Origin of the sequence: Exiguobacterium sp. s46 (assembly GCF_018618875.1) — a bacterium.
In the GTDB taxonomy this organism is placed as follows: domain Bacteria; phylum Bacillota; class Bacilli; order Exiguobacteriales; family Exiguobacteriaceae; genus Exiguobacterium_A; species Exiguobacterium_A abrahamii.
This window is the reverse complement of sequence record NZ_JACSMY010000004.1, coordinates 57890-84876: the sequence shown is the minus strand read 5'-3', so window position 1 is coordinate 84876 and position 26987 is coordinate 57890. Positions and strand designations below refer to the sequence as shown.

Sequence of the window (26987 nt, the reverse complement as noted above, 5' to 3'; positions counted from 1 at the left end):
ACTATGTAAATAAGCACATATAAAAAGAAAGGAGCGTTCATATGAACTTTTTAACCCGATTTAGTTTGAAGAACTCGGTTGCTGTCTTCATCATTGCAATCCTATTGATTTTAGGAGGCGTGTATTCCTTCTCACAATTAAAAGTCGACCAGTTCCCGGAAATCGAGTTTCCTCAGATTTCAATCGAAGCGGTTTACCCTGGTGCATCACCTGACGATGTCGATAAACAAGTCGTCTCAAAGCTTGAAACTTCTCTAAAAGGAATTGAAGGGGCTACCAAGCTAACAAGTTCTTCTTATGAAAGTATCGGTATCTTAAACATCGAATTCCCGTTCGATACTGATATGGATAAGGTCGAACAACAAATCGATGCTGCCATCCAAGATGCGAATCTACCGGAGGAAGCAACGACGAAATTGAATCGTTTGTCATTTGGTTCATTCCCGATCTATAACATCTCTTTCTTTAGTAAGGATGGTAAAGACATCGAAAAAATCCTAAAGGAAGATATCGAACCTGAACTTAATAAGATTCCAGGAATCAACAGCGTTTCGGTTGGTGGCTATAAGGATGATCTCGTTCAAATCACCGTCGATAAGGAGAAAGCGACGGAAGCGGGTCTCTCGCTCTCGAGCATCAAGGAACAAATCAATGGAAAGTATGTCTCGTTCCCATCTGGTCAGCTATCAGAAAACGATTCGAAAATTCCGATTCGCGTTGAGGAAAAACTAGAAAATCTAGATAAACTCAAAAATCTACAATTGACACCTGCTGCAGGTGCGACTAGTTCATCAAGTAACGGTCAAACAGGTGGTTCATCTGCTGGCGGTCCACCACAAGGTGCAACGCAAGGTCCACCAAGTACAACAGGTGGAGCAGCTGCAGATCAGGCGTCTGAACCTGCAGAACCGATTCGCCTAGAGGATATCGCAAAAATCGAAGCCGTCTCACAACAAAGTGAAAAAACGCGTTACGATTTAAAAGATTCCTTATCGATGGCAATCACGAAAAAACAAGATGCCAATACAGTCGAAATCGCAGATGAAGTCACGAAGATTCTCAATAAATATGACGACCAAGTCGACTATACGATTGGGATTGATTCAGCGAAGGATATCGAGGAGTCCGTTGCGACACTCGTCAAAGAAGGATTACTTGGTGCCCTCTTCGCATCACTCGCTGTTCTGTTATTCTTGCGGAATATCCGCGCGACGATCATCGCCATCGTCTCGATTCCATTATCATTACTCATCGCCGCTATCTTCTTGAACTGGCAAGATATCTCCCTGAACATCATGACACTTGGTGGGATGGCTGTTGCAGTCGGTCGTGTTGTCGATGATAGTATCGTTGTCATCGAGAACATCTTCCGGCGCGTCCGAAAATCCGAATCCGGTATGACGGATGAGATCATCGAACAATCGACAAAAGAGATTCTAAAAGCAATCACGTCATCTACGCTGACGACCGTCGTCGTCTTCCTACCGATTGGATTTGTCGGTGGTATTACTGGTAAGTTCTTCTTACCGTTCGCTTTGACGATTATTTTCTCATTACTTGCTTCACTACTCGTTGCGATCACGATCGTACCGATTCTCGCGAAGTTTGCATTCAAGAAGGTACCAGCGGAAGAAAAAGAAGGCGCTCTCCAACGTTGGTATGGCAAGCTGATTGAAAAATCACTCTCGCACAAGGCGATCATCTTGGTCGTATCGTTCATCCTTCTCGGTGGTTCCCTTGCGATCGTACCGCGTCTCGGCTTTACGTTCATTCCGAACGAAGCATCGAAGACCTTGACGGCATCGCTTGAACTTCCGGCTGCCACATCACTTGAAAAAACAAGTGACGTCTCGTTTGAGATGGAAAAAATGTTTGATAAAGAAAAAGCCATTGCTGACGTGACGACTTCTGTCGGAGCGCGTGACTTCACGACAGGCTTACGTCTCGATAATAAAGCAAGTTACTTCTTGAATCTAAAAGACGGTGTAAACGTCGAGAAAACGATCAAGTCACTTGAAACACAGATGGAAGACATCGCTCAAGATGAAAACGTCGATGTCAAAATCAGTGTGGCTGAACTATCAACAGGTGGTCCTCCGTCGAATAACAACGTCGATGTCGACTTGTTCTCGAACGACCTCGAAGCCCTTCAAGAGGCGGCAAAACTCGTCGAGGATAACATGTCGAAAAATAATGATTTGAAATATATCACGAACAACTTCAGCGAAAAACAAAAGCAGTATCTCGTAGAAATCGATCCTGAGAAAGCAAGTGATCGCGGACTATCTGGTTTCCAGATTCTCGGTACCGTTAACGATCAAACGAAGCCAGTTACGGTCGGAACGCTCAATCTCGACAATAAGGATCAAGACGTACAATTATCTTATGAAGAAGGACTCGTCTCGAAAGAAGATCTCGAAGACGTCCAACTCTTCTCAGCAAACGGTCCTGTCGCATTGAAAGATGTCGCGAACGTCAATGAAGTCGAGACTTTCACATCGATTCAGAAACTCGACGGAAAAGTATATGCTCGCGTATCTGGACAAGTCAAAGGAGACGACGTTCAAAACGTATCGAATTCCGTAAAAGCTGACGTCGAAAAAATCGATTTACCAGACGGTGTCTCATTGACAAGTGGTGGCGGAAATGACGATACGGTTGAAATCTTCCAATCACTTGGAATTGCGATCGTCGTTGCAATCGGACTTGTTTACCTGACAATGTTGATTACGTTCGGAAAAGCTCGGATTCCATTCATCATCTTGTCTTCTCTGATCTTTGTTCCGATCGGTTCACTCGTCACGCTCTTCCTTGCGAATGAACCATTGTCTGTCAGTGTCATGATCGGCTTCCTGATGTTGATCGGAATCGTCACCACGAACGCAATCGTTCTCGTAGACCGCATCGGTCAAAACGTCGGACGTGGTATGCCGATTCGCGAATCATTGATTGAAGCTGGTAAAACGCGATTACGCCCAATCCTGATGACCGCATTTGCAACAATCATGGCATTGGTACCACTCGCATTAACCACTTCTTCAGGAACATTGATCTCAAAAGGTCTTGCCTTGACGGTCATCGGTGGATTAACGACCTCTACGTTGTTGACACTTATCATCGTTCCTGTCGTCTATGAATTGTTCTTCTTCAAAAAAGCAAAAAAAGAACGTACGACTAAGTAAATGCACATGAAAGAAGCCTATCGCTTGGATCGCGATAGGCTTCTTTTCATTCTATCAGGCTTACGACTCTAACTGTTCATCCGTTCGTTCCAACGTACCATCATGTTGCGCCACTAATCCGTCGAGGACGGATGGTTCAAACTCTTCACCGATCGCGATGATTCCTGTTTGCCCAGGCGGAATGACGCCGAGTGTTCGTTTGAATGTTTCTTGGATTTCTTGATTTTCCTTCATGTCTTTCGATCCACCAATCAGCATACCCGTCATCGAACCAAGCAAGATGCCAAACGGTCCACCTAAGATACCAACGGCCATTCCGATCAATGAACCTTTGACGGCACGATTCGATCCACTTAGGTCTACAGCATCTTCAAACGAAAAAGCACCATTCTCATTTCGCTTGATGACGGCAATCTGTTCGAAATCGACTTGACCTCGCGCATGATATTTCTTCAATTCACTGAACACTTGATAGGATGTCGCTTCTTCTTTGAACGTAAACGTCATGATGTGATGTTTCGCATCTTTTTTTGCCATTCGTTCCACCTCTTTCACCTGAGACGAATAACCGACTAAGCCAACATCCTCTATTTACCATGTTTTTAAGGAGTCGAAACCTTTACTGGTTTCCATGGTGCGAGGTGGAAATACTCCTCCATTGTTAATCCACTGACTTTTAGACGAGCGGCAAGCGTTGCTCCGACATACCGATAGTGCCAGCTCTCATACGTATACCCCGTCCAAGATTCTTTACCAGATGGATAGCGGAGATGGAAACCGTAGCGGTGAGCATTCGCAAACAACCATTTTGCCTCTTTTGTTTTGGAAAAGCTAAACGTGGCGTATTTTGTTGAATCAGCGCCTCCGATATCAAACGCAAGACCTGTTTGGTGTTCACTTTTCCCAGGTTCTGCACTATACGTACTCGCCTTCTCATAACCATCCCGCGCAACATATTTATCAAACAACGTTTTTTGATAGGCATAGGAGCGATATGTACTAAACGCAACGAGCGTAATTCCCTCTTTTTTAGCCGCTACACGCATTTTCTCAAACGCTGCTCTTGCTTGTTGATTCTCACCAGGAGCGTACGTCGCGCGGAGCGCTAAGTTCTTATTCGCGATGAGGGTCTTACCGATCCGTTTCCCACCGATTTGTTCATCCGTCAGTAGGTACTTCGTACTCGCATAACCAATCTTCGTACCATATTGTACTTTTGACCACGTACCGACTTTTGAAAGTTCCGTCACATAGATCCCCGTCGGAATAACCGCAAGACTCGGTTGATCAATCGATGCTCCTTTACGCAAATGAAGAGATGTCTTTGCTTGCCGATAAGTAGAAGTCGATGCTTCGACTGTTGGTATATACACTGATGTACAGGCCGCTGTTAATGTCAACGTCGTGATGAGTGTCGTGATGTATTTCATGAATCGTATATCTCCTTTAATGCATGTTCTAATCTGCATCCATATTTTAGATTAGAATACCATTCTTTTTTTCAAACAGGGTTCTTTCGGAATGCTTGTCATGAAAATGAAGTATTTCTGAAGTTTTCTAAATGTAGCTTAAGGACGAATTACAATGGGTAAATAACGATGTATGCGTTTTCGAAACATGATTCTGATGTAGAAAGGAGTAGCGTACGTGTCACTTTGGGAATGGATTTTCAGTATTGGTAGCATCTGCTGGATTGGTGAGATGATTCGTTTCCGGAATCGCTCCGAGTCTAAGTCAGGCGCAGCAGAACAAGTGAGTTTTTATTTGATTTTCCTTGTCCTAAGCGGAACGATCGTCTGCGCTTTCCTCTTTGCGAATGAAACCGTTTCTTCTGTCATGCGCATCTCTTCATGCATTTTGTTATGGTGTGGTGTTTCCTTGCGCTTATGGGGAATTCTCCACTTAAAGCAACAGTTCACTCGTCATGTCGTCGTGGCGTCTGGTGATCAGCTCGTCAGTAGCGGTCCTTATCGCTTTTTACGTCACCCGTTATACAGTGGATTGTTGTTGATTACGATGAGCTTCCCCCTGTTCACCGGTCAGTCCGGACTCTTCATTCTCTCTGGACTTCTGATGTTCATTTTCTTGCTCTACCGGATTCGAATCGAGGAAGCGATGTTAACGAAAGGTTTTGGACCTGCCTATACGGTATGGGCTGCGAAACGAAAACGATTGATTCCATTCATCTACTAAAGGAGAAGTGATTCATTTGAAGAAACGCGCAATTGTCATTGGAGCAGGTCTTGCTGGTATGTCTGCTGCCATTCGTTTGGCTGGAGATGGTTATGCAGTCACGATGCTTGAAAAGAATGCAAACGTCGGAGGGAAACTGAATCAACGGAGTGGAAAGGGATTTACTTTCGATACCGGTCCTTCCATCTTAACGATGCCTTGGGTACTCGAACAACTCTTCTCAAGCGTTCATCGTAACTTGGATGATTACTTAGAAATCGAGCGCATTGAACCGCAATGGCGTACATTCTTTGAGGATGGAACAAAAATCGATGTCAAAGGTGACTTACCTGGAATGCTTGAAGAAGTCGAACAAGTCTCGTCACGGGCTGATTTCGTTGAATTGTTCCGGTACTCCAAACAAATGTACGACTTGTGCCTCGACAGTTTTTATAAATACAGTCTCGAAGATTTAAAGGACTTAAAAAAATACCATACGATGTCTGATTTATTAAAGATGGACCCGATGAATACGGTCGCGACCGGAACAAAGAAACATCTCAATGATCCGTATCTCGAACAGCTGTTCAACTATATGGTCATGTATGTTGGTTCCAACCCGTATCAGGCACCTGCTGTCTTCAATCAGATGATTTACGTTCAAATGGGACTCGGCATCTATTATGTCAAAGGTGGTATGTACCAAATCGCGCGTGCCATGAAACGGTTGCTTGATGAGCTCCGTGTCACGGTTCATCTCAACTCACCCGTTGAACAAATCGTCCTTGAAAATAAAAAAGCGGTTGGCGTCTTATCAAACGGAACGTTTCATGCAGCCGACATCGTCGTTTCAAACCTTGAGGTCATCCCGACTTACGAACGGATCGTACCGGAGAAAAAAGCCCGAAAACAGGCAAAAAAATTACAAGCGTCGTTTGCCCCTTCCGTTTCAGGTCTTGTCCTGCTGCTCGGTGTAAATCGTGAGTATCGCGGGCTAGCGCATCATAATTTCTTTTTCTCGGAAAATCCAGAGCGTGAATTCGCCCAAATGTTCAAAGAAGGTACCCCTCCTGAGGATCCGACGATTTACGTCGGAGTCTCGTCAAAATCCGACGCCTCCCAAGCTCCTGAAGGGAAGGATAACTTATTCGTCTTGACACACGTTCCACCGCTAACACTTCAAAAAGGTGAGGTCGACTGGGATGCGTACCGTGAAGTCGTTCTCGATAAACTGGAGCGGATGGGACTTCATGGACTTCGAGAATCGATCGAGTTTGAATATCGCTTTACCCCAGAAGATTTGAAGGAATTATACGGTCCAAACGGTGGATCGATTTATGGTGTCGCAGCCGACCGGAAGAAAAATGGTGGATTCAAGATTCCATCGAAGAGTGACTTGTACGAAGGACTTTATTTCGTCGGTGGTTCGACACACCCAGGCGGCGGTGTACCGATGGTCACATTGTCCGGTCAACTGACGGCTGACTTGATCCGAAAACATGAAGGTGCTGTTCCTACACCTTAAGATTTCTCCAATTACAAAAGAGACGGAAACTGATTCACGCATCAGTTCCGTCTCTTTTTTACTTTGTATTCGTCAAAAGTGGTACGACGTGAATGTCCGCCTTTTCTCCTGATTTCACATCCATTCGACATACGGCTGGCATCGGTAAGGACTTCCAAAATGCGTAATCGAATGTCGGATCAAATGTTTCTAAAAGTAGCACCATGATATTTCCGTGTGTTCCAAGAACGACTGTTTCGTCAGGATGCTTCTCCACTAATTCGTCGATGAATGGTCGAATGCGTTGCGACGCTTCTTTGTTCGTTTCGCCTCCATACGGATTTTCATTCGGATGTTGCCATACATATGTGACCGCTCCTTGAAAATCGTCAAGCTCTCCCGGTGCCAACAATCGCTCTCGTAGTTCCTCTACCTCAATGATTGGTTGTTGACGTGCCTCCGCGAGCGGTGCAATCGTCTCGATTGCCCGTTGATACGGGCTACTGTAGAATCTGTCGATTGGAATCCCTTTAAACGTTTCAAGTAAACGTATCGCATCTGCCTGTCCTGCATCGGAAAGTGACCGCTTCCGTTCATCTGGTGAATATGTCGAGTGTGCGTGCCGTACGAAATAGAGTGTCGTCATGTTTTGATTTTCCCCTTTATTGGTGTGTCCAGCGGTATCCGATTCCGCGAACTGTTTCGAGATGCTGTTCAATCGGAAAACCGCAAACACGTAGTTTTTCTCTTAAATGTCTGATATGCGAGTCGATCGTCCGCTCGTCTACAGACGCTTCCGCTCCCCATAACATCGTCGTTAGTTGATCGCGCGTCCAAACACGTCGTGGAGAATCTAAAAATACACCTAACAACTCAAATTCCGTTTTCGTTAACGAAATCTTTTGTTGGAGGTAACTACAACGATAGCTTTCCCGGTCATAGGATAGACCATCATACTGTTGCTGTAATAAAACTTCCATTCGCCCGATCAGTTCCCCTTCTTGAATCGGTTTTGATATGTAATCATTCGCTCCTACTTCTCGTGTCCGAATGATGTCTTCCCGTTGATTCCGAGCCGTAACCATCAAGATCGGGATGTTAGAGTGTTCTCGAATGAGACGACAACATGTCCAGCCATCCATATCCGGCATCATGACATCTAGTAAAATCAGGTCGAATACGTGCTGACGGCAGAGATCAAGAGCTTGTTGCGCAGAATCCACAAGCTGACACGTGTACCCATACGGCTGAATATACAGTTTGAGCAGTTCAAGCATTCTTGGTTCATCATCTACGATCAATACATGCGGCATTTTATTTCTCCTTCCACTGCAGTGTCACTTGTGTTCCATGTCCAAGTTGACTCTTGATGTTCAATTCTGCACCATGTGTCTGAGCAATTGCTTCAACGATGGAGAGTCCGATTCCAGTTCCTCCATGTTTTCGAGAACGAGATGCTTCCGTTCGGTAGAGCCGTTTCGTTACATGAGGTAAAGATTCTGCAGCGATCCCTTCTCCTGTATCTTCGATTTGAATGAAAGCCCCTACTGCGTTGACACCATAACGAACGATAATTTTTCCCGACGTCGTATGTCGCCGTGCATTTTCAATGATATTCACGATCATCTGACGGAGCTGCTGAGCGTCACCCATCACTTCTAATCGCTCACCTTCTATCTCGAACGAAACATTTTCTTGTTCGATGTCTGGACGCATCAATCGTATCACTTGATGAATCAAGTCTTCGACATCGACAGGTTTTCGCTCCATCATAAAAGCATTGGCGTCAATTCGTGCTAGCCAAAACAATTGCTCAATCCATTCATTCATTTGCTGACTTTCTTCTCGAATGATCGTAATGTAGCGTTGTTGTTCATCCGGCGTCAACGTTTGGCGTTCGAGAATATCCGCGTATCCCTTTATATATGTCAATGGTGTTCGTAGTTCATGAGATACGGTTGCTAAAAATTCGGATCGTTCCCGATTCAAAAAATCGAGATCTTGTTTTAATTGCTGAATCGAACACGCCAATTGTCCCAGTTCATCTTTTCGATCAATCGGCAACTCTCCACCTTCCCCATCCAATAGACGCGCTGTCGCTTTTTCCATCTGAATCAACGGACGAGAAATGAGTCGGGTCGTCCAAATGCTTGCCGCACCTGCTAATAAAAGCGCTAGCAGACCCACTTGGAGAAACTGCTGTTTCAACGGATCAAGTACGTGATCTACGATTGCTTTAGAAGCGAACATGAAGACATGACCACGATGTTCCCCGTCAATGTTGATGGGACTGTCCGTCATTAAAAAGTCACGCATCGTCACGATTTTTCCTTGTTGACGGTAATCAAAATCCGTATGCTCTAACATGCTCTTCATCTCATTCGACAAAGGTCGTGACGCTTCGAGTTGTTTTCCATCTGCATCAGTGATCACCACAGTAAACGATGAATCTGCTTCCATCATGCTGACATGGCGCATCGTCGTTTGGTCATAGGAATCGACAAGGACATCACGGTGTGTATTTCCTCGGTTCAGTAAACCGTCTACTACTTCCTGCGTTCGTGTTTGAGACAACTGATAATACAATGTCCCAAACAACACACTGCCACAAATTAAAAATGCCGCAAGCACGATTCCTCCGACTGAGTATGAAATACGACGCATGACGATTCCTCCTTTTTCTCTCCACTTTTAGTATAGCTAAAAAAAACGCGATCGACGCAGGCAAACGAAACTGTCACCTCATCTGCACACGATTTGCATATACGCTGGGTATAGTAAAGAAGACTAGTGACTTCAGGAGGGTTTTATATGAAAAAATCATTGACATTAACCGCACTTGCTCTTAGTTCTACGCTTTGGCTCGGTGCATGTGGATCCGCCAATAACGATGGAAGTAATAGTGACTCACACGATATGTCTCATGGAGATATGATGCATTCGAGCGACGGAAAGCTACCATCCGGTTTAAAGGAAGCCAGTGATCCGACTTATCCGAAAGGAAGCAACGTCACGTTGACGACGGATCATATGGACGGTATGGACGGAGCTAAAGCAACGATTGCGGGAGCTTACGATACCGTCGTCTATGCGATCAGTTACAAACCGACTACTGGTGGAAAGATGGTGAAAAATCATAAATGGGTCATTCAGGAAGAACTCGATCCCGTTCCAACTAAACCACTGCAAGTTGGTGATGAAACGACTGTCAAAGCGGATCATATGAAAGGTATGGATGGAGCAAAAGCGACGATTGATGAAGTAAAGGAAACGACGGTCTACATGGTGAACTATGAACCGACGGACGGTGGAGAGATGGTGAAAAACCATAAATGGGTCACAGAGGATGAGATAAAGAAATAATAAAAAAAGCCCGCTTTTCCTATAAAGGAAAAGCGGGCTTTCGGTATGATTCTGACTGGGCTCGAACCAGCGACCTCTACCCTGTCAAGGTAGCGCTCTCCCAGCTGAGCTACAGAATCATGTTTGCAGTACGTTATGTACTTGCTAGGACATGTATTAATATATCAAGAAACTAAAAGGCTGACAAGTCTTTTTCCGAAAAAAAATAAAAAAATTTAAAATGGGGGAATCAACCCCGCTTCCCCCATTTTGAATGACTTACAGGAAGGTTGATACTCGATCAATCGGTAAACGTAGTGCCGGACGTTTTTTCGCATCTTCAACCGCTTTTCCGACAGCAATTAGCATGACCGGTACATACCGTGACTCGGTGATGAACGTTTCCGCAAAACGTTGATGATCAAATCCACCCATTGCGAGTGTTGATAATCCACGCGCTTCTGCCGCAAGCATCAATTGCATCGCAGCAAGGCTCGCATTCGACATAGCCGCGTCGCGTCCATACGCCTCACTTTGATAAGCGCCTTCTACCTGTGCCTTGATCGAATCAAACAGATCCTCTGTCATGCCACCTGCTTCCACTGCTGGCCCGTACACCGGATTGTAGTTTCGATTAGCTTGAACATCACCTAAGATCGCAATGACTGCTGAAGCCGAAGTGATAGCCGGCTGATTGTATGCGATCGGTGCAAGCTGCTGCTTCGCTTCTTCCGAATGAAAGACCGTGAAATGCCAGTGTTGCAAATTCCAAGCACTCGGCGCGGCTGTCGTCCATTCTAATAGTTCTTCTACTTCCTGTTTTGAAAGCTTGAACGTTTCGTCGTAATGACGAACGGAACGTCTTTCTGTTAAGACACGTATTGTATCAAGTGTTGCCTGTGTCATGTGTAAATCCCCCTTATCATTATCAGATTACTTAGATATCGTAGCATGTCTCTTTTTCATTGTCCTCTATCAGTACTTCAAATGAATTAACTGTTATAAAACAATAGTTGACATTCAATTTCTGTACTAATACAATAAAATCAAGAAAAAAGATCATTGCGTTTACTTTGAAGGAGGAAAAACACATGGAACAACCCCTTTACCAAGAAGCATCTGCTGCATTCTATCGTGAGCTTCCCGTCAAGACGTGTGCCCATTGCGGAAAAGAGATGGATGAACAATGTGAATCCTATCAAACGGAATGCGATGAGTGTGCTGTAACAGAACACTAATAACACATGAAACAATCACTTACTTAGTGGTTGTTTTTTTATTTCTTTTAAACTCTTTCTAAATAAATCGATATTTTTTAGAAAAATCGATTTTCCGTCATCTTTTTGTCATCTGTTTGTTACAAAAGAAACAGTCAGAATGTTACATTATCTGTATATGATATTTTTTGACAAAAGGAGCGACAGACAACGATGGATCCATTTACCTCAAGCCACGCTAGCGAACTCGGTCCACGACCGCGTACAAAAAAAAGAAAGTTTTTCCCTCGATTTTTCTTACTTCTCACACTTGTTTTTCTCGGAGTTGGGGGATATGTCGCTTATCGATACGTTTTTACTCCTGAACAGCAATCCATTACGACAGGTAAATCCATTACTGAAGTACCTGTCGTCAATATGGAAAAAGCACGCGTGGAAAAATGGAATGGTGTGACGAAAAAAGTCGCTTATTTAACATTCGAGGATGGTCCATCCGCATTAACACCGGACTTACTTCGAACATTGGATCAACTTCAGACTCGTGCCACTTTCTTTTATCTCGGATCACAAGTAGATGCTTTTCCGCAAGAAGTCAAAGCTGCTGCTAAAGCTGGACACTATATCGGATTACACGGGGAAACACACGATTACGATACATTGTACGAAAAAGGAAAGTATGTCTCAGAGATGCAAAGTGTTCAGAAGAAAATCCATGAGTTGACGAAGCTAACACCACATTTGACACGACCACCTTATGGCTCTGATCCCGGCATCACGAAAAAAATGGCATCTGCCATTCATTCAGCAGACTTCCGTGTGTGGGACTGGTCAATCGATTCAATGGACTGGTATTACAAAGATAGTGCAAAAGAAGTAGCGAATACGGTCATTCGGCGAGCAGAGCGTCCGTTTGAAATCATACTCTTACATGAACAACCACAAGCCATCAAGGCACTTCCAGCCATTGTTGCCGGACTTCAGAAAAAAGGCTATCAATTCGCGATTTATGATGAAGATTTCCATATTCCGTACAACTTCGCGCAACACTCGAATTTATAAGGAGTTACTATCCAGATGAAAAAAACATTCGTAGCAGTACTGTTCCTGTCGAGCTTTGGACTCGCTGCCTGTTCCAACGATTCACCAGCCTCTCTTCATGAACAGCTAGAGCAACAAGTGAAAGGTGAAGAGAAGGCATTCACGCTAGCTGATCAACGTGCTCGTAAGGATGAAATTTCAGTTAATACGTACCAAGCCGTTCTTGATGCAGGTGCTGAAGAAATCAAACGCTCTCAAAATGAACGAGAGGAATTAGAAGCCTTAAATGACGAACGGCTTGCTTTATTGAAACAAGAAGAAACGTTACGTAAGGAAACGTACGCTGCACTCGATCTTGAAGAATTGAAGGATGCTGTCAACCAACTTGATGGTAAAGCAAAAACAGAAGGAACTGCCTTAGTGACAATCATCAAGGAACGCCAGCAGACATTTCAAACGTTCTCGAAAACGTATCGACAAGCGATGGACGCTGAAAAGAAAGTGCTTTCACGCTTGACGAAAAAACCGGATTTCGTTAAGATTGATGAGTCAACAGCGGATTTAAATCGTTTAACACGGAAAGCTACCGCGTCATTAAAGAAGTGGAATGCGCTGACCGTTCAGTATAATCAAACGAAAACCCAGCTGTATCGTTTGCTCGACACATCAACTCAATAAATCACACAGGTTGCAACCAAACCCTGTCCAAAAAACCTGGACAAGGCCCTGTTGCAACCTTTTTTGTGTGGTTTTTATTAAAAATGGAGGGAATTTATTCATGCATCGTTCAAAAGCAACCTTATTCGTTCTGATTGGCGCTATCAGTTATGGTGTCCTCTCAACGATCGTCAAACTCGCTTATGCCGCTGGATTTAACTCAGCAGCCGTTTCAGGTAGTCAATTTTTCTTCGGCTGGCTCATGATTTTCGGACTTGCCTTATTTACGAAAAATCTTCGTCTCGATCTCAAGACAGCTGGTCTGCTCATGCTGATCGGTATCTCAAGTGGTACAACCGGTTATCTGTACTATCAAAGTCTTCAGACTGTATCCGCATCCGTTGCGATCATTCTCTTATTCCAATTTACTTGGATCGGTGTCGTCATCGATGCGCTCGCATTCAGACGTTTACCTACTCGCGCGCATTTCCTGTCCGCGATTCTACTGATTGGCGGAGCCATTCTTGCGAGTGCCGCTTACTCGAGTCCACTCGATTTACGTGGAACATTATTCGGTCTTGGAGCAGCTGTCAGCTTCTCAATTTTCTTACTCGCTAGTGGACGCATCGCCAATCATTTACCCGTCATCAAGAAAAGTTTTTATATGATGACAGGTGGTCTTGCTTTCGTCATGACCATGTATCCACCGACGACATTCTTGTCCTCTGCGAACTTCGAAAATGGACTTCTGTTATACGCGATTCCGCTCGGTCTGTTCGCGTTGATTTTACCACCACTCTTATTTGCTGCTGGCGCCCCTCATCTTTCCCCAGCAAGCGTTTCTTTACTTGGAGCGGCTGAACTACCGACAGCAGTCATCTGTTCTGTCTTAATTTTAGGAGAACATCTGATGAGTTCCCAATGGATCGGGATCGTCATCATCTTGATCGGAATCTTTTATCCAATCTATCGCTCAAGCAAAACAGCAGCTGTTGCGAACGTACAGCAAAACGACCTTTCCTGAGCTCAGGAAAGGTCGTTTTCTTTACTTCTGTCGTTTCATCGCATCCGCAACGAACTCGACGTCCGTGCCGATGATGATTTGCACGCTAGTCGCCCCCATCTTCATGACACCTTTTGCTCCAGCCGCTTTAATCGCTGCTTCGTCAATGATGCTTGGATCTTTGACTTGAAGACGTAAACGTGTCGCACAGTTGTCAATCGACGTGACATTTTCTGTTCCTTTTAGTCCCGCAAAGATGCGTGCTGCTTGTTGCTCATATTTATCGTCTGAATCTGTCAAAACGACTCCCGTGTCTGTGACGAGCGATTCATCTTCACGACCTGGTGTCTTCAGATCAAATTTCGTGATCATGAAGTAGAACAGGAAGTAATAGACGACCGCGAACGCGAGACCAACCGGGATGAGAAGTAATGGTTTTGTGGCAATCCCGAAGTTTAAGGCGTAATCAATGAAACCAGCCGAGAAGGAGAAGCCATGTAAAATACCGAGTAAGTTAACGATTGCCATCGATAGACCAGTTAAAACCGCATGAATGACATATAAAACAGGTGATAAGAACATGAACGAGAACTCGATTGGTTCCGTGATCCCTGTCAAGAAGGACGTCAGTCCAAGACCAATCATCGCTCCAGCAACTGCTTTTCGATTTTCTTTACGCGCAGCCATAACGATCGCAAAAGCTGCAGCCGGTAAGGCGAACATCATGATTGGGAAGAAGCCTGCTTGATAAATCCCAGCTGTCGGATCTCCAGCGAAGAAGCGCGCGATGTCACCGTTCGCGACCGTACCATCTGCTTTTTCATATGAACCGAAGACGAACCAGAAAATATTATTTAAGACGTGGTGTAAGCCGACAGGAATCAAGAGACGGTTAAAGAATCCAAACAGAGCAGCGCCTCCTGCACCAAGACCAACCATCCATTCACCAGCACCGTTGATGCCTTGCTCGATGAACGGCCAGACATAACCAAAGATGAAAGCAAGTACGAGCATGACCGCTGATGTAATGATTGGAACGAAACGACGACCACCAAAGAATGCTAACCAATCCGGTAACTTAATGTTATAGAACCGATTGTATAGAAGTCCTGCGACGATACCCGCGATGATTCCACCGAATACCGCCATATTAACGGTCGAACCGAGTGTCGCCTGATTCGCGATCGAACCAAGTGTCGCTCCGTCGACCTTAGTCGAGGAATCATTGACGATCGCAGCGATCGCATCATACTTCGCCTGAATCTGTGCGCTGGAATAATCCTTGTTCATCGAGTCGACGCCATTTTTTAAGACAAGATACCCGATGGCCCCAGCAAGACCCGCTGCTCCACTCGCATCGATCGATAGACCAATCGCGACACCAATGGCAAAAATCAATGGCAGGTTATCAAAAATAGCCCCTCCTGCTGCTACCATCAACGGAATATCAAGCATATCCGCCGAACCTAACCGGAGCACGATTCCCGCAGCCGGTAGTACTGCGATTGGTAGCATCAAGGCTTTACCAATTCGTTGTAGAAACTGCAACATACCTTTCACCCTTTCCTGAATAAAACGATAATGACAGAACAATGTAAACGCTTTTACGTTTTTTATTATTCCACATAAACAACTAAATGACTAGACCTTTATACAAATTATTTCTCATCTTTTTAGGTGATATAAAATTTCATTATAGCAGACACTAAAAACCGGACTAGAGTGATTACTCAGTCCGGATTTATTTATTTATTTAGTTAAGACAGTATTAGCGACGATTCGTATCTTCGAAATTTTGTTGGACGTTACCGACGGTTTTCTTCGCCTCACCTTTTACTTGATCTTTTTTACCTTCGCGTTCTGTTGATTTATCACCTGTTGCTTTCCCGAGCGCTTCTTTCGCTTTACCTGCTACTTTATCGACGAGACCATCTGCTTTTTTATTGAGACCACTGTTGTTTGACATAACCATTACCCCCGTTTAAAAGTTTTTTTTGCGATAGTTGTCTGTTCCCTTGTCACTGATTTTCAAACGTTTCCTGAAGAAAAACCAACACTCATCCAAACAAAAACAACAGTGAACATCTCGTCCACTGTTGTTCGATGAATCTATTCATTTACTGGGCGACGGAAACACCTAACACTTGTTCAATCCGTTCGAACGCCCAATCCAATTCTTCTTTTGTAATGACGAGCGGTGGTGCAAAGCGAATGACTGTCTCATGTGTTTCTTTACAGAGCAAGCCTTTTTCTTTCAACGCTTCGCAATATGGTCGCGCTGCTTCTGTCAACTCAACACCAATGAATAATCCACGACCACGTACTTCTTTGATCATCGGGTTGTTGATTTGTTTTAGTTTCTCCATGAAGTACGTACCGAGTTCGAGTGAACGTTCCGGTAACTTTTCGTCTTCTAATACTTCAAGTGAAGCAATCGAGACGGCACACGCAAGTGGATTACCACCAAATGTCGAGCCGTGTGAACCTGGATTAAAGACAGAAAGGACATCTTTATTCGCGGCAACACACGAGATTGGGAATACACCACCACCCAGTGCTTTACCAAGAATGTACATGTCTGGTGTTACCTCGTCCCAATCAGAAGCAAACCATTTACCGGAACGACCGAGTCCAGACTGAATCTCATCCGATACGAGCAACACATTCTGCGCACGACAAACTTCTTGTGCGTCCTTCAAGAAACCATCATAAGGAATTAAGATGCCCGCTTCGCCTTGAATCGGTTCCAAGATGAATGCCGCTGTATTTTCAGTGATCGCCTGTTTTAATGCCTCAAGATCGCCATATGGAATCGTCTTGATTCCAGGAAGAAGCGGTCCAAATCCCCGTTGGTATTCTGCTTCCGTCGACATCGAGACGGCTGTCATCGTCCGACCATGGAAGTTTCCTTCACAAACGATGATTTCAGCATCACCTGGAATTTGTTTGACTTCATATGCCCAGCGTCGTGCTGCTTTTACTGCTGTCTCGACAGCTTCCGCACCTGTATTCATTGGTAACACCATGTCTTTACCCGTCAATTGTGCTACTTTTTCATAGAAAAAGCCAAGTTGATCATTGTGGAAAGCACGTGACGTCAATGTAATCTTGTCTGCCTGACGTTTTAAGGCGTCGATGATCTTTGGATGACGATGTCCTTGGTTAACGGCTGAATAGGCACTTAGCATATCCATATAGCGACGTCCTTCAGGATCCGTAACGAAGACACCCTCAGCCTCTGAGATGACGATTGGGAGTGGATGGTAGTTATGTGCTCCGAACTGTTCTGTCTGTTGAATGATTTTCTCTGTTTGATTCATCGAAATTCCCCCTCATAACTCTTTAGAAAACGCTTTCAATGTTATTATAGCAGATTCTTTCACAGAATCTTCATCTAAAAAGTATCCGAGCGAAAGGATTCTAATGCGTAAGAATTGAATATATTGGGAAAAGACAAGAGAAGTGAACCGTCATCTCTTTTCAATATAAAGGAGCGTGCGCACGTAATGGACCGTTCGACCATTGATTCCTATGAAGTCGTCATTCAAGAATTCCCTTTACCCGCTTTCATATTGAATACTGACTTGACCATCCGCTCTTGGAATGAGCTAGCCGCACAGCAATGGGGCTGGACACAACAAGAAGTCGTGGGTCAGACTGTTCCACTTCTTGAACGGGAAGACATGGCATTCAGCCAGCAGATTTGGCATGCCTTCTTGGAGCGCCGTCAATCCGTCCAATTACCGAATGCCTCCTTATTGCATAAGACGGGCACTTCTGTAACGTCAACTCTCCTTTTGTCTCCTTTACTTGATGATACAGGAACTGTCATTGCCGCTTTTGCTTGCTGTATCCCTTCAGCTGAGCAACAAACGAATATGAAACCACTCTTCCAAGGATTGATGGATTTGCGTCATGCCTTCGATCAGATTGCTTCTGTCGCCGTCTTCGACGCACGAGGAACGATCACGTACGTGAATGATCAACTCATCGATGTGACAGGATATTGCTCTGAGATGCTTCTCAACCAGCCTTGGTCACTCATCCTAGATCCATCCAGTCCCGTCGTTTCGGGGATTCGTGCACAACTTCGTGAACGAAAAGCATGGTCTGGTCGCCTTAGCCTCACTTCGCAAACGGGCGAACGAAAACATCTCCAAGCGACGCTCATTCCGATCTATGATGCGAACGGCGTTCGCTTCCAACATTTGTTCATCGGGAACGACATCACGGAAACAACAGCACTTGAAGAAGAACTCGATTTTTTAGTACATCATCATGAGATGACGCATTTATTAAATAAACGAGGATTTTTACGCGAAGGCGAAGCATTATTCCGTTCTGCCGCGTCGCATGATCCGATTGCGCTCATCTTGTTCGATATCGATCGTTTCAAAGTCATCAACGATTCGTTTGGAACACATGTCGGCGATCAACTACTTCAAGCGATGGCAACACGCCTTTTGCAACATACGACAGGTGTACTCGCCTTTCATCCGACGAGTGATCTATTTGGTGTCTTGTTACCTGCACCGTCGAGCAATCTGCTTTTCCAATATGCTCGAAAACTACAACAAGCACTGCAGCGTCCTTATTATATCAACGGTCATTCATTGATCGTTTCTTGTACGTTCGGGATCACGGTCTATCCGTCCGAAGCCAAAACATTGGAAGATTTATATCGCCGGTCGGAAACAGCTCTATACGCAGGAAAATCGATTGGTACTGGAACGATCCAGTATTTAACGCACGAGATGGACACACAATTCACACGGAAAATCCAACTCGAGCGCTCCCTTTTCACAGCACTCGAAGATCAATCCCTTTATCTTGCTTATCAACCAATCATTGAACTTCAGACACAAGCCGTCAAAGGCTTCGAAGCGTTATTACGCTGGAATCACACGGCACTCGGGAGCATTCCACCAGATGAGTTCATCCCACTCGCTGAAGAAGCTTCACTGATCACACCTATCAACAACTGGGTCATCATCGAAGCATGTGAACAGCTCGCAAAATGGCAACAGACGATTGACCCTGAACTGACGATCGCAATCAATATCTCACCGCATCAGTTCCAAAGCGACTCCTTTATTCGAACGCTGCAACATATCGTAACGGAGCGACTCGTTTCACCATCTTCCGTTACGCTGGAGATGACAGAGAATATTGCAATCTTACAGACACAACGAACGGTCGAACGCATGCACCTCATCAAGTCGCTCGGCTTCCGTTTATCAATCGATGATTTCGGTACTGGTTATTCTTCTTTACAGTATCTCAGTGCTTTTCCAATCGACGAATTAAAAATCGATAAAGTATTCATTGATGGTCTGGCGACAAATGATCATGCTTTGCTCGATTCCATCATTCAACTCGGTCGCAATCTAGAGTTGAATCTTGTCGCTGAAGGTGTTGAGACAGAACACGCGTTAGATTATCTAAAAACGACATCATGTCAGCATATGCAAGGATTTATTTTCTCTGAACCTCTATCTGTACAGGATGTCGAAAAGAGATTCTTAACACCTTAATCAAAAAAGAAGTCACGGTGGATAACAATCACCGTGACTTCTTTTGCATAGAGTTTCTTACAATTGAATTTCTCCTACAACCATTCCGTAAACAGCTACTCCTGCTAAGACAACGAGAATCATACTGGCAATCCACTCATAACGTGACATGCCCGTCCGTTGCTGTTCTCGCTCTGCTAACGCATATGCGAGAATCCCTGGCGCATAGACTAATGCCGCGATGACGATGTACCAGATACCCGACGCATAGACGAGCCAAATTGAATACGCTGATGCGATGACAGAGAAAAGTAACATTTTCTGATTGCGCTCTTCTCGCGATGTCCGAATGCTATACAACGCTGACAATAAATATGGCAATAACGCACAAATCCCAGCGATACTCGACAGGACAAGATAGGTTTGTGCTGAGAAGAGTGCGATTCCAGCGACGACCTGTGTCGCGATTTGTGTAATCAACAGCGCACCGACTGGAGCACCTTTCCGGTTCGTTTTTGCGAATGCTTTCGGAAATGCGCCGTCTTTTGCAACGAGATACGAAATCTCCGATGCGAGAATCGTCCATCCGAGAAGTGCGCCGGATAGTGAGATAATCAAACCAATCATGATGATCGTCGCACCGACCGGTCCGATCGCTGCCTCTAATACATACGCCATCGTCGGTTCTTTTAATCCAGCTAGTTGTTCTTGACTGAGCACTCCGAGTGATAAAACGGAAATTAAGATATAGATGACAAGAACGCCAACAAGTCCTGTTACTGTCGCCTTCCCGACATCACTTCGGTTTTTGGCACGGCTTGATAAGACGACAGCACCTTCGATACCGACGAAAGCCCATAGTGTGACGAGCATCGTTCCTTTTACTTGATCAAAAATCGAACCGAGTTCTGTTCCCTCTCCCCAGATATCCAAATTAAACGTTTTGATATTAAAAGCAATTCCTACTAGAAGAATGAAAATCAAGATTGGAACGAGCTTTGCGATCGTCGTAATCAAATTGACCAGCGTCGCTTCCTTGATTCCGCTCGAGACGAGCCAGAACAATCCCCAGATGACGACTATACTCATCAAAAGAAGGAATATTCGATTTTCTGCTGCGAAAATCGGGAAGAAATAACTAATCGCATTGAACACGAGCGTGATATTCGCAACTGTTCCGATCCACGCCGATACCCAGTATCCCCAAGCGCTGTTAAAACCGACGAAACGTCCGAACCCTTCACGCGCGTAGGCATAGATACCGCCTTCAAGCTCTGGTTTACTATTGGCGAGATGTTGGAATACTAGCGCGAGCATGATCATGCCAATCCCCGTTATACTCCACCCGATGAGGATAGGCCCTGCACTTGCACTTTGGGCCATTGCACCAGGAAGGTTAAAAGCTCCTCCACCGACCATGGAACCGATGACCATTGCAGCGAGCGCAAAGAATCCGATTTTTTGTTGATTCATGATGAGACACTTCCTTTTTCGTATATCTATTACATCTTACGTATATTCATTCGAAAGACACAAAAGTCATTATAACAAATCACCTTTTAAAGTAAAGAAAGGATTTGAGACAAATGAACTGGATTCATGTATTTCAGCTCGAAGACCTTCTAAAACTCCTGTTAGCCGCTACGCTTGGAATTTTCATCGGATTCGAGCGTGAAATCAAAAATAAACCGGTTGGTATACGCACTAGCCTCGTAATTACCCTGATCAGTTGCTTGTTAACCATCGTTTCCATCAAATCGGTCTTACTCTACCATGACATGGCGACGAATGTTCAGATGGATCCGATGCGTCTCGTCGCCCAAATCATTACCGGAATCGGTTTTATCGGCGCTGGTGTCATCTTACGTCGACCGCATGATATCGTCAGCGGATTAACGACTGCCGCTATTATTTGGAGTGCAAGCGGGATTGGAATCGCTGTCGGTGCAGGTTTCATCTGGGAGTCGATTTTTCTCGTTCTCTTTCTCTTCCTCTTACTGGAAGGTTTAACTCGGATGATGGGACGTATCAACAATAGTCGGTTCGAAGCAAATGTCCTCGTTGCGCATCTCTTACTTCCTTCCGGACTTGATCCGACGGACATCGTTCTTGCTCTTGAGCGTAAAGGTGTCCGTATTACGAATATGCGTTTACGTGGTAATCCCGTTCGATTGACGTTACGAATGTATTCCCCGCATAAGCTGACCTTATTCCTACTTTATGACTATTTGAAATCGCTTGGAATTGAGGATATAGACCTTGATCAGTGAGAATTATCTGAAAATTTATGTTGCATTTTTAATCACTTTCACTTAAATTAACAATATGTTCACATTTTTCTGAAATATTTAACACTAACTCTCGGGGGGTCATCGTTCCATGAATAAACCATCGAAAATCGCTTTTGCTGGACTTTCCAGCATCGCGCTTCTTGCTGTCGCTGCATGCGGGCAAGGAAATGACGAAAACACAAGCGGATCAGATTCGAAAAACAAAAAAAAGGAAGTCACACTCGTTTCGACGACGGATGTACCTCAGCTAGATCCGACGAAAACGACGGACTCGACTTCCATCATCGTCACGAACAACGTCTTTGAAGGGCTATATCGTCTTGATGGAGATAACAAACCAACACCTGGAATCGCGGAAAGCGTCGAAGTGTCGGAAGATAAAAAAACATACACATTCAAACTGCGTAAAGATGCGAAGTGGTCAGATGGATCAGCCGTCACAGCAGATGATTTCATCTATGCTTGGAAACGCGCACTTGATCCGAAGACAGCAGCAGAATACGCGTACATTTTACAAGATTTAAAGAACGCCAACAAAATCATGGCTGGCGACGCTGAACTTGATGAGCTCGGTGTCAAGAAAGTCGACGATCAAACACTTGAAGTCCAACTTGAAGCTCCAGCACCTTATTTCCTTGGTTTGACAAGTTTCCCAACTTACTTACCATTAAAACAATCATTCGTCGAAGATAAAGGCGATAAGTTCGCGACAAGTGTTGATACAATGGTCTTCAACGGACCTTTCGTCCTCGATAAGTGGCAAGCAAATGCTGGCTGGACATACAAGAAAAATCCAAATTACTGGGATAAAGCGAATGTCAAGATGGATAAAATCGATGTCAAGGTCGTCAAAGAAATCTCAACTGGCGTCAACCTGTTCGAAGCGAAAGAAGTCGACTTCGCACCAATTACGTCTGAGTTCGTTTCGCAGTATGAAAAATCAGATGATTACAAGACACGTCCAGATGCTCGGATCAACTTCCTTCGCTTTAACCAAAAGAATAAAGCTTTGAAAAATAAGAACATCCGAAAAGCGCTCGCGCTTGGTTTTGAAAAGCAAGGGATTACAGATGTCATCCTAAACGATGGATCAAAACCAGCAAACTTCATCGTCGCGAAAGACTTCACGTTTACACCAGATGGGGAAGACTTCCGCGCGAAATATCCAGATCTTCAAAGCTACGATGCTGACGCCGCGAAAAAAGCTTGGGATGCTGGCTTGAAGGAACTTGGTGTGAAAACAGTTGAACTCAGCATGCTCTCACGAGATGAAGATGCCTTTAAGAAGGTTTCTGAGTACTTAAAAGGAGATCTTGAGAAGCACCTGCCTGGTTTGACGATCAAAATCAAACAACAACCATTCAAAAACTTCCTCGAACTCGAATCGAAGGGAGATTACGATATCTCTGCGGCTGGTTGGGGACCTGACTACCAGGATCCAATGACGTTCCTCGATATGTGGTTAACGGATGGAAGCTTCAACCGGATGGAATACTCGAACAAAAAGTTCGATGATCTCATTAAAGGAGCAAAACAACAAGCAGATGAAGCGAAACGTTGGTCGGACATGCAAGAAGCTGAAAAAATGCTGTTGACAGAAGACTACGCCATCGCACCAATCTACCAAAAAGGGGAAGCTTACTTACAACGGACAAACATTGATAAATTGTACCGTCACCCATTCGGTGCCGATATGAGCTTTAAATGGATGGAAGTAAAATAACCCTTTAAAACATTGATGAACAAGTAGCGGACCTCGTTCCCTACTTGTTTTTTTATTTCCAGACGACATTCTCAAAAAACAACAAAGACCCCTTCTGACGGAGCCATCGGGGGTCTTTACTGTGCAATTTGTTTGTAAAAAGCAATCTCTTCATCCTGTCCTTCCTCAACTGCTCGGAAGAATTCAGCGAAGTATGCATAAAGAACGGTGCGTTCCTCATATGTCGGTCGAGCTTGACGAATGACGGAGAATGCAAGATTTCGCAACTGACGTTTCGTTCGTCGATGTGTCGGTAGGGCATGAAATTGACGCGTGAATGAACGGTAGACATCCGCAATCAAGGCTTCATGTCCTTCAAAATAGGTCTTATCCATAATGATGATCTCCTTTCTAACCTTGTTGTCCTACTGTTTTCTACGACCCTTCTAGATAAAAGTTTCATAGAAAGTGAGATTTCTCACAAACGATATAGAACTTACTATAACAAGCTTTCCAAAATGATTCAACATCCAAACTATTAAGTTTCATTAAGGAATTTTAGCTGTTTTGTAAAGTGGCTTTTTTTGATTTTATCGTAACTCGATTGATAGAAAAACGGTCTGAGTCCCGGAATGAGACTCAGACTCGCGACGGACATCAGTCTGCTTGTACTGAAATATGCTGAAAGTGTTTTACGTCGAATAATCCACTGTCGGTCAGCTTCAACTCCGGAATGACCGGTAAGCAAAGGAATGACATCGTCAAATAGGGATTAAAGGAGCGATCCGCCTCTAACACATCGAGGGCATCATTCAATGCTTCGAGTGTATCTCCAACTTCTTGGAAGGGACGATTCGTCATCAGTCCAGCGATTTCAAGCGGTAACTCAGCAAGTACCTCTTGCCCATTGACAGCAATGACTCCTCCACCCGCTTGGACGAGACGTTCCGCAGCCAGTTGCATTTCCTCATCCGACGCGCCAACGATGACGAGGTTGTGCGAATCATGGGCAACAGTCGCCGCAATCGCTCCGCGTTTCATCTTGAAACCTTTGACAATCCCGACTGCCGAGAAGGATGTGCCGTGATGCCGTTCAATGACAGCGATCTTTAAGAGATCCTGCTCCGGCACAGGCATGAAATGCCCGTCTTGAAGTGGAACGTCGAGAATCAAGTGCTCGGTGACGATGCTTTTTGGAATGACTCCGATCACATGCGCCCGTGCTGATTCAAGTGGCAGCGCAAATACTTCCGGCGTAATCGGTTTTGTATTCAATGCACCTCGTAACGATTCTGGAACATGCGCGCGCCGTACTGTTCGGGTCGTTTTTCCTGCTCGTGCGACACACTCACCTTGAATATAAACCTCGTCAATCACGACGTTATCGGCATCGGATAACAGGACGAAGTCCGCCCGGCGTCCCGGCACGATAGCTCCACGATCGTCCAGACGATAGGCATTCGTCGCATGCAACGATGCCATCGCATATGCTGTCTCGCGTTTAATCCCATGACGAATCGCATAGCGGATATTATAGTCGATCGTACCTTCGCGTAATGTATCGTCCAAATGTTTATCATCCGTACAGAAGAGGAAACGGCTCGCATTGCTTTCCGTCACAGCATCGAGTACTTCTTTTAAGTTTCGAGCTGCCGAACCTTCCCGTACTTCGACATACAGACCACGACGTGCTCGGGCGATCGCATCTTCCTTACTGACAGATTCATGATCCGTTCGAATTCCGGCGACACCATAAATGTTAATTTCGCGTGGTCCGAGTCCCGCCGCATGACCATCGACCAGTTTTCCTGCGTCTTCGATCTGTTTAATTTTTTTGAGCATATCGTGATCGGCTCGTTCGACCGCTGGATAATCCATGACTTCTCCCAAACCATGGACACCAGGATGATCGACGAACGGTGCAAGTGCCGCCGCATCAAGAGATGCTCCCGCGTGTTCAAACGAAGTGGCCGGTACGCAGCTCGGTAGCATCATGCGGACATCAAGGGCGAGACCTTCAGCATCGTCTAGCATGAAGGATAATCCTTCCGCTCCTTTGACATTCGCGATCTCATGCGGATCGGCGATGATCGTCGTGACACCTAATGGTAGAATCGCTTGCTCATACTCACTCGGTGGCACCATCGATGATTCAATATGGACGTGGGCATCGACGAAACTTGGTGCGATGAAAAGTCCTTCTCCCGGACGATTCTCGATTCCCTCATACCCCTCTCCGACAGCAGCAATATAGCCTGAATCAATCACTACATCTGCTGTATATGTCTCACGTGTCATGACATCAATGACTGAAATATTCTGATAGACGACGGCTGCTTTCTCTTTTTTTGCAGCAATCGCGATCAATCGTTCACGCACTGTTTGTTCCATCCTGTCTCCTCCTGTTGTAAGCGTATTTTTACCATCTTACAATTAGTTTGGAAGCTGTTGCAATTTATTTTTTGTAACGTCAAGATGAAAGAGTATCGATTTAATGTCTGAGGGGGAAAAACGCATGAAATATCGTGTCGGTTCACTTGTTCCAAACATCGATCCATCCGTTTATTTAGCAGACGGATCTAAAGTCATCGGAGAGGTCACGATCGGAAAAGACTCATCTGTCTGGTTCAATACGGTCATACGCGGAGATGAAGGTCCGATTCACATCGGGGAACGCGTCAACATCCAAGATGGTTCGATGATTCATCAGTATGAAGGATATCCGACCATCATTGAAGATGAAGTGACGATTGGTCATATGGCGATGATTCACGGCGGAATCATTCGAAAAGGAGCGTTAATCGGAATGTCGGCGACGATCCTCGATGAAGCCGAAATCGGAGAAGGAGCATTCGTTGCTGCGGGGAGCCTTGTTCCGCCAAAAATGAAGGTACCTGCCGGCGCGATGGTCATGGGTGTTCCTGCAAAAATCGTCCGGGATATCAGTGACCATGATCGATTCATCATGGAACGAACAGTCCGAAAATACGTGAAACGAGGTCAGCAGTATGCTGACAGTTGTGAAGCTATTACAGAGGATATGACAAGTTTGTGAGAACGTTTACAAAGTTCACAGGTTCTTAATACCTCCCCTCTTCCGTCTTTACAATTCTTTCGTACACTAGAGGTGTAAGAGATGAATCAAGACACAGAGAGGGGATTTTACATGATTCCAGTATACGAAGAACGCATCATGTCTGATTTGTTTTCATCTACGAATAACCCAAGTTACGGTTTGCCGACGTTACCCGAATCAGAAACAGATTGGTTGACAGTCGAGATTCAAGCACGTATCGTTAAAGATGCCGAGCACCGCCTTGGAACATTAAACCGAGAGGAAGAACGTGTATGATTCAGCAACGCACT

25 protein-coding genes and 1 tRNA gene are annotated in these 26987 nt (G+C 44.9%); 13 read left to right on the top strand and 13 right to left on the bottom strand.

Annotated elements, in window-relative coordinates; genetic code table 11:
• The first annotated feature begins 41 nt into the window (after positions 1-41).
• On the top strand, positions 42-3182 hold the full coding sequence (locus tag KNQ08_RS14950) for an efflux RND transporter permease subunit (protein WP_214806230.1): 3141 nt from the start codon (positions 42-44) through the stop codon (positions 3180-3182).
• A gap of 60 nt (positions 3183-3242) precedes the next feature.
• Here the strand turns inward: KNQ08_RS14950 and KNQ08_RS14945 are convergent, their stop codons facing one another.
• Complete coding sequence (locus KNQ08_RS14945; protein WP_023467153.1) at positions 3243-3719, bottom strand: hypothetical protein; 477 nt, start codon at positions 3717-3719, stop codon at positions 3243-3245.
• Positions 3720-3784: 65 nt separating this feature from the next.
• Positions 3785-4612 carry a M15 family metallopeptidase gene (locus KNQ08_RS14940; protein ID WP_149426824.1) on the bottom strand — a complete coding sequence of 276 codons (828 nt, stop codon included), beginning with the start codon at positions 4610-4612 and terminating at the stop codon, positions 3785-3787.
• 217 nt (positions 4613-4829) lie between these two features.
• On the opposite strand from KNQ08_RS14940, the gene KNQ08_RS14935 reads away from it, so the two are divergent.
• Together KNQ08_RS14935 and KNQ08_RS14930 are read left to right on the top strand one after the other, a co-directional pair.
• Positions 4830-5375 carry a methyltransferase family protein gene (locus tag KNQ08_RS14935; protein WP_058703732.1) on the top strand — a complete coding sequence of 182 codons (546 nt, stop codon included), beginning with the start codon at positions 4830-4832 and terminating at the stop codon, positions 5373-5375.
• Positions 5376-5391: 16 nt separating this feature from the next.
• Positions 5392-6879 carry a phytoene desaturase family protein gene (locus KNQ08_RS14930; protein WP_069940308.1) on the top strand — a complete coding sequence of 496 codons (1488 nt, stop codon included), beginning with the start codon at positions 5392-5394 and terminating at the stop codon, positions 6877-6879.
• 58 nt (positions 6880-6937) lie between these two features.
• On the opposite strand, the gene KNQ08_RS14925 is transcribed toward KNQ08_RS14930, so the two are convergent.
• The 3 genes from KNQ08_RS14925 to KNQ08_RS14915 are packed head-to-tail and all read right to left on the bottom strand — an operon-like array spanning position 6938 to position 9522.
• Positions 6938-7504, bottom strand: a complete 567-nt coding sequence (locus tag KNQ08_RS14925) for a histidine phosphatase family protein (RefSeq protein ID WP_149426823.1) — start codon at positions 7502-7504, stop codon at positions 6938-6940.
• A 16-nt stretch (positions 7505-7520) separates the two neighbouring features.
• Positions 7521-8171: a response regulator transcription factor gene (locus KNQ08_RS14920; protein ID WP_023467148.1), complete on the bottom strand. Its 651-nt coding sequence runs from the start codon at positions 8169-8171 to the stop codon at positions 7521-7523.
• A 1-nt stretch (position 8172) separates the two neighbouring features.
• Positions 8173-9522 (bottom strand): HAMP domain-containing sensor histidine kinase, encoded by a 1350-nt coding sequence (locus KNQ08_RS14915; RefSeq protein ID WP_214806228.1) that lies wholly within the window; start codon positions 9520-9522, stop codon positions 8173-8175.
• 147 nt (positions 9523-9669) lie between these two features.
• Here KNQ08_RS14915 and KNQ08_RS14910 point away from each other — a divergent pair, with 147 nt between their 5' ends.
• Complete coding sequence (locus KNQ08_RS14910; RefSeq protein WP_133208512.1) at positions 9670-10221, top strand: YdhK family protein; 552 nt, start codon at positions 9670-9672, stop codon at positions 10219-10221.
• Positions 10222-10267: 46 nt separating this feature from the next.
• On the opposite strand, the gene KNQ08_RS14905 is transcribed toward KNQ08_RS14910, so the two are convergent.
• Together KNQ08_RS14905 and KNQ08_RS14900 are read right to left on the bottom strand one after the other, a co-directional pair.
• A tRNA-Val gene (locus KNQ08_RS14905) sits at positions 10268-10340 on the bottom strand.
• A 139-nt stretch (positions 10341-10479) separates the two neighbouring features.
• Entirely contained in the window at positions 10480-11106 is a 627-nt protein-coding gene (locus tag KNQ08_RS14900; protein ID WP_214772480.1) for a nitroreductase family protein, read from the bottom strand.
• 185 nt (positions 11107-11291) lie between these two features.
• Here KNQ08_RS14900 and yhfH point away from each other — a divergent pair, with 185 nt between their 5' ends.
• The 4 genes from yhfH (at position 11292) to KNQ08_RS14880 (ending at position 14136) form a co-directional block, all read left to right on the top strand.
• Positions 11292-11438: a protein YhfH gene (yhfH, locus tag KNQ08_RS14895; RefSeq protein WP_064505459.1), complete on the top strand. Its 147-nt coding sequence runs from the start codon at positions 11292-11294 to the stop codon at positions 11436-11438.
• A gap of 411 nt (positions 11439-11849) precedes the next feature.
• A complete protein-coding gene (locus KNQ08_RS14890) occupies positions 11850-12476 on the top strand; it encodes a polysaccharide deacetylase family protein (RefSeq protein WP_353049204.1) in 627 nt (208 codons plus the stop codon).
• 15 nt (positions 12477-12491) lie between these two features.
• Positions 12492-13133: a YkyA family protein gene (locus KNQ08_RS14885; RefSeq protein ID WP_214725346.1), complete on the top strand. Its 642-nt coding sequence runs from the start codon at positions 12492-12494 to the stop codon at positions 13131-13133.
• 100 nt (positions 13134-13233) lie between these two features.
• On the top strand, positions 13234-14136 hold the full coding sequence (locus tag KNQ08_RS14880; RefSeq protein WP_214772474.1) for an EamA family transporter: 903 nt from the start codon (positions 13234-13236) through the stop codon (positions 14134-14136).
• 21 nt (positions 14137-14157) lie between these two features.
• Here the strand turns inward: KNQ08_RS14880 and nagE are convergent, their stop codons facing one another.
• The 3 genes from nagE to KNQ08_RS14865 all read right to left on the bottom strand — a co-directional run bounded on the left by nagE (position 14158) and on the right by KNQ08_RS14865 (position 17435).
• Positions 14158-15666 carry an N-acetylglucosamine-specific PTS transporter subunit IIBC gene (nagE, locus tag KNQ08_RS14875; RefSeq protein ID WP_023467140.1) on the bottom strand — a complete coding sequence of 503 codons (1509 nt, stop codon included), beginning with the start codon at positions 15664-15666 and terminating at the stop codon, positions 14158-14160.
• Between the two features lie 217 nt (positions 15667-15883).
• A complete protein-coding gene (locus KNQ08_RS14870) occupies positions 15884-16081 on the bottom strand; it encodes a CsbD family protein (protein WP_149426819.1) in 198 nt (65 codons plus the stop codon).
• Positions 16082-16232: 151 nt separating this feature from the next.
• A complete protein-coding gene (locus KNQ08_RS14865; RefSeq protein WP_029340787.1) occupies positions 16233-17435 on the bottom strand; it encodes an ornithine--oxo-acid transaminase in 1203 nt (400 codons plus the stop codon).
• 186 nt (positions 17436-17621) lie between these two features.
• Between KNQ08_RS14865 and KNQ08_RS14860 the strand changes: the two genes are divergently transcribed.
• Positions 17622-19649, top strand: coding sequence for a sensor domain-containing protein (locus KNQ08_RS14860; protein WP_149426818.1), 2028 nt, complete (start codon positions 17622-17624; stop codon positions 19647-19649).
• A 57-nt stretch (positions 19650-19706) separates the two neighbouring features.
• Here the strand turns inward: KNQ08_RS14860 and KNQ08_RS14855 are convergent, their stop codons facing one another.
• Positions 19707-21104, bottom strand: a complete 1398-nt coding sequence (locus KNQ08_RS14855) for a basic amino acid/polyamine antiporter (RefSeq protein ID WP_208796388.1) — start codon at positions 21102-21104, stop codon at positions 19707-19709.
• A 110-nt stretch (positions 21105-21214) separates the two neighbouring features.
• On the opposite strand from KNQ08_RS14855, the gene KNQ08_RS14850 reads away from it, so the two are divergent.
• Both KNQ08_RS14850 and KNQ08_RS14845 read left to right on the top strand, forming a co-directional pair.
• The gene (locus KNQ08_RS14850; protein ID WP_149426816.1) at positions 21215-21898 is read left to right on the top strand and encodes an MgtC/SapB family protein; all 684 of its coding nucleotides are present in this window, start codon (positions 21215-21217) and stop codon (positions 21896-21898) included.
• Between the two features lie 109 nt (positions 21899-22007).
• The gene (locus KNQ08_RS14845; RefSeq protein ID WP_214806224.1) at positions 22008-23642 is read left to right on the top strand and encodes a peptide ABC transporter substrate-binding protein; all 1635 of its coding nucleotides are present in this window, start codon (positions 22008-22010) and stop codon (positions 23640-23642) included.
• A gap of 116 nt (positions 23643-23758) precedes the next feature.
• Here KNQ08_RS14845 and KNQ08_RS14840 read toward each other — a convergent pair whose 3' ends face one another.
• Together KNQ08_RS14840 and ade are read right to left on the bottom strand one after the other, a co-directional pair.
• Positions 23759-24016, bottom strand: a complete 258-nt coding sequence (locus tag KNQ08_RS14840) for a hypothetical protein (RefSeq protein ID WP_023467133.1) — start codon at positions 24014-24016, stop codon at positions 23759-23761.
• Positions 24017-24278: 262 nt separating this feature from the next.
• Entirely contained in the window at positions 24279-26012 is a 1734-nt protein-coding gene (gene ade, locus KNQ08_RS14835; RefSeq protein ID WP_214772472.1) for an adenine deaminase, read from the bottom strand.
• 124 nt (positions 26013-26136) lie between these two features.
• Between ade and KNQ08_RS14830 the strand changes: the two genes are divergently transcribed.
• Positions 26137-26676, top strand: a complete 540-nt coding sequence (locus KNQ08_RS14830; RefSeq protein WP_050678069.1) for a gamma carbonic anhydrase family protein — start codon at positions 26137-26139, stop codon at positions 26674-26676.
• Positions 26677-26787: 111 nt separating this feature from the next.
• Positions 26788-26973: a hypothetical protein gene (locus tag KNQ08_RS14825; RefSeq protein ID WP_050678068.1), complete on the top strand. Its 186-nt coding sequence runs from the start codon at positions 26788-26790 to the stop codon at positions 26971-26973.
• Positions 26974-26987 lie beyond the last annotated feature (14 nt).

Bases quoted from the DNA above. Each gene is read 5' to 3' on its own strand.
- KNQ08_RS14950 (WP_214806230.1), top strand. From the start codon at position 42: ATGAACTTTTTAACCCGATTTAGTTTGAAGAACTCGGTTGCTGTCTTC.
- KNQ08_RS14945 (WP_023467153.1), bottom strand. From the start codon at position 3,719: ATGGCAAAAAAAGATGCGAAACATCACATCATGACGTTTACGTTCAAA.
- KNQ08_RS14940 (WP_149426824.1), bottom strand. From the start codon at position 4,612: ATGAAATACATCACGACACTCATCACGACGTTGACATTAACAGCGGCC.
- KNQ08_RS14925 (WP_149426823.1), bottom strand. From the start codon at position 7,504: ATGACGACACTCTATTTCGTACGGCACGCACACTCGACATATTCACCA.
- KNQ08_RS14920 (WP_023467148.1), bottom strand. From the start codon at position 8,171: ATGCCGCATGTATTGATCGTAGATGATGAACCAAGAATGCTTGAACTG.
- KNQ08_RS14915 (WP_214806228.1), bottom strand. From the start codon at position 9,522: ATGCGTCGTATTTCATACTCAGTCGGAGGAATCGTGCTTGCGGCATTT.
- KNQ08_RS14910 (WP_133208512.1), top strand. From the start codon at position 9,670: ATGAAAAAATCATTGACATTAACCGCACTTGCTCTTAGTTCTACGCTT.
- KNQ08_RS14900 (WP_214772480.1), bottom strand. From the start codon at position 11,106: ATGACACAGGCAACACTTGATACAATACGTGTCTTAACAGAAAGACGT.
- yhfH (WP_064505459.1), top strand. From the start codon at position 11,292: ATGGAACAACCCCTTTACCAAGAAGCATCTGCTGCATTCTATCGTGAG.
- KNQ08_RS14885 (WP_214725346.1), top strand. From the start codon at position 12,492: ATGAAAAAAACATTCGTAGCAGTACTGTTCCTGTCGAGCTTTGGACTC.
- KNQ08_RS14880 (WP_214772474.1), top strand. From the start codon at position 13,234: ATGCATCGTTCAAAAGCAACCTTATTCGTTCTGATTGGCGCTATCAGT.
- nagE (WP_023467140.1), bottom strand. From the start codon at position 15,666: ATGTTGCAGTTTCTACAACGAATTGGTAAAGCCTTGATGCTACCAATC.
- KNQ08_RS14870 (WP_149426819.1), bottom strand. From the start codon at position 16,081: ATGTCAAACAACAGTGGTCTCAATAAAAAAGCAGATGGTCTCGTCGAT.
- KNQ08_RS14865 (WP_029340787.1), bottom strand. From the start codon at position 17,435: ATGAATCAAACAGAGAAAATCATTCAACAGACAGAACAGTTCGGAGCA.
- KNQ08_RS14860 (WP_149426818.1), top strand. From the start codon at position 17,622: ATGGACCGTTCGACCATTGATTCCTATGAAGTCGTCATTCAAGAATTC.
- KNQ08_RS14850 (WP_149426816.1), top strand. From the start codon at position 21,215: ATGAACTGGATTCATGTATTTCAGCTCGAAGACCTTCTAAAACTCCTG.
- KNQ08_RS14845 (WP_214806224.1), top strand. From the start codon at position 22,008: ATGAATAAACCATCGAAAATCGCTTTTGCTGGACTTTCCAGCATCGCG.
- KNQ08_RS14840 (WP_023467133.1), bottom strand. From the start codon at position 24,016: ATGGATAAGACCTATTTTGAAGGACATGAAGCCTTGATTGCGGATGTC.
- ade (WP_214772472.1), bottom strand. From the start codon at position 26,012: ATGGAACAAACAGTGCGTGAACGATTGATCGCGATTGCTGCAAAAAAA.
- KNQ08_RS14830 (WP_050678069.1), top strand. From the start codon at position 26,137: ATGAAATATCGTGTCGGTTCACTTGTTCCAAACATCGATCCATCCGTT.
- KNQ08_RS14825 (WP_050678068.1), top strand. From the start codon at position 26,788: ATGATTCCAGTATACGAAGAACGCATCATGTCTGATTTGTTTTCATCT.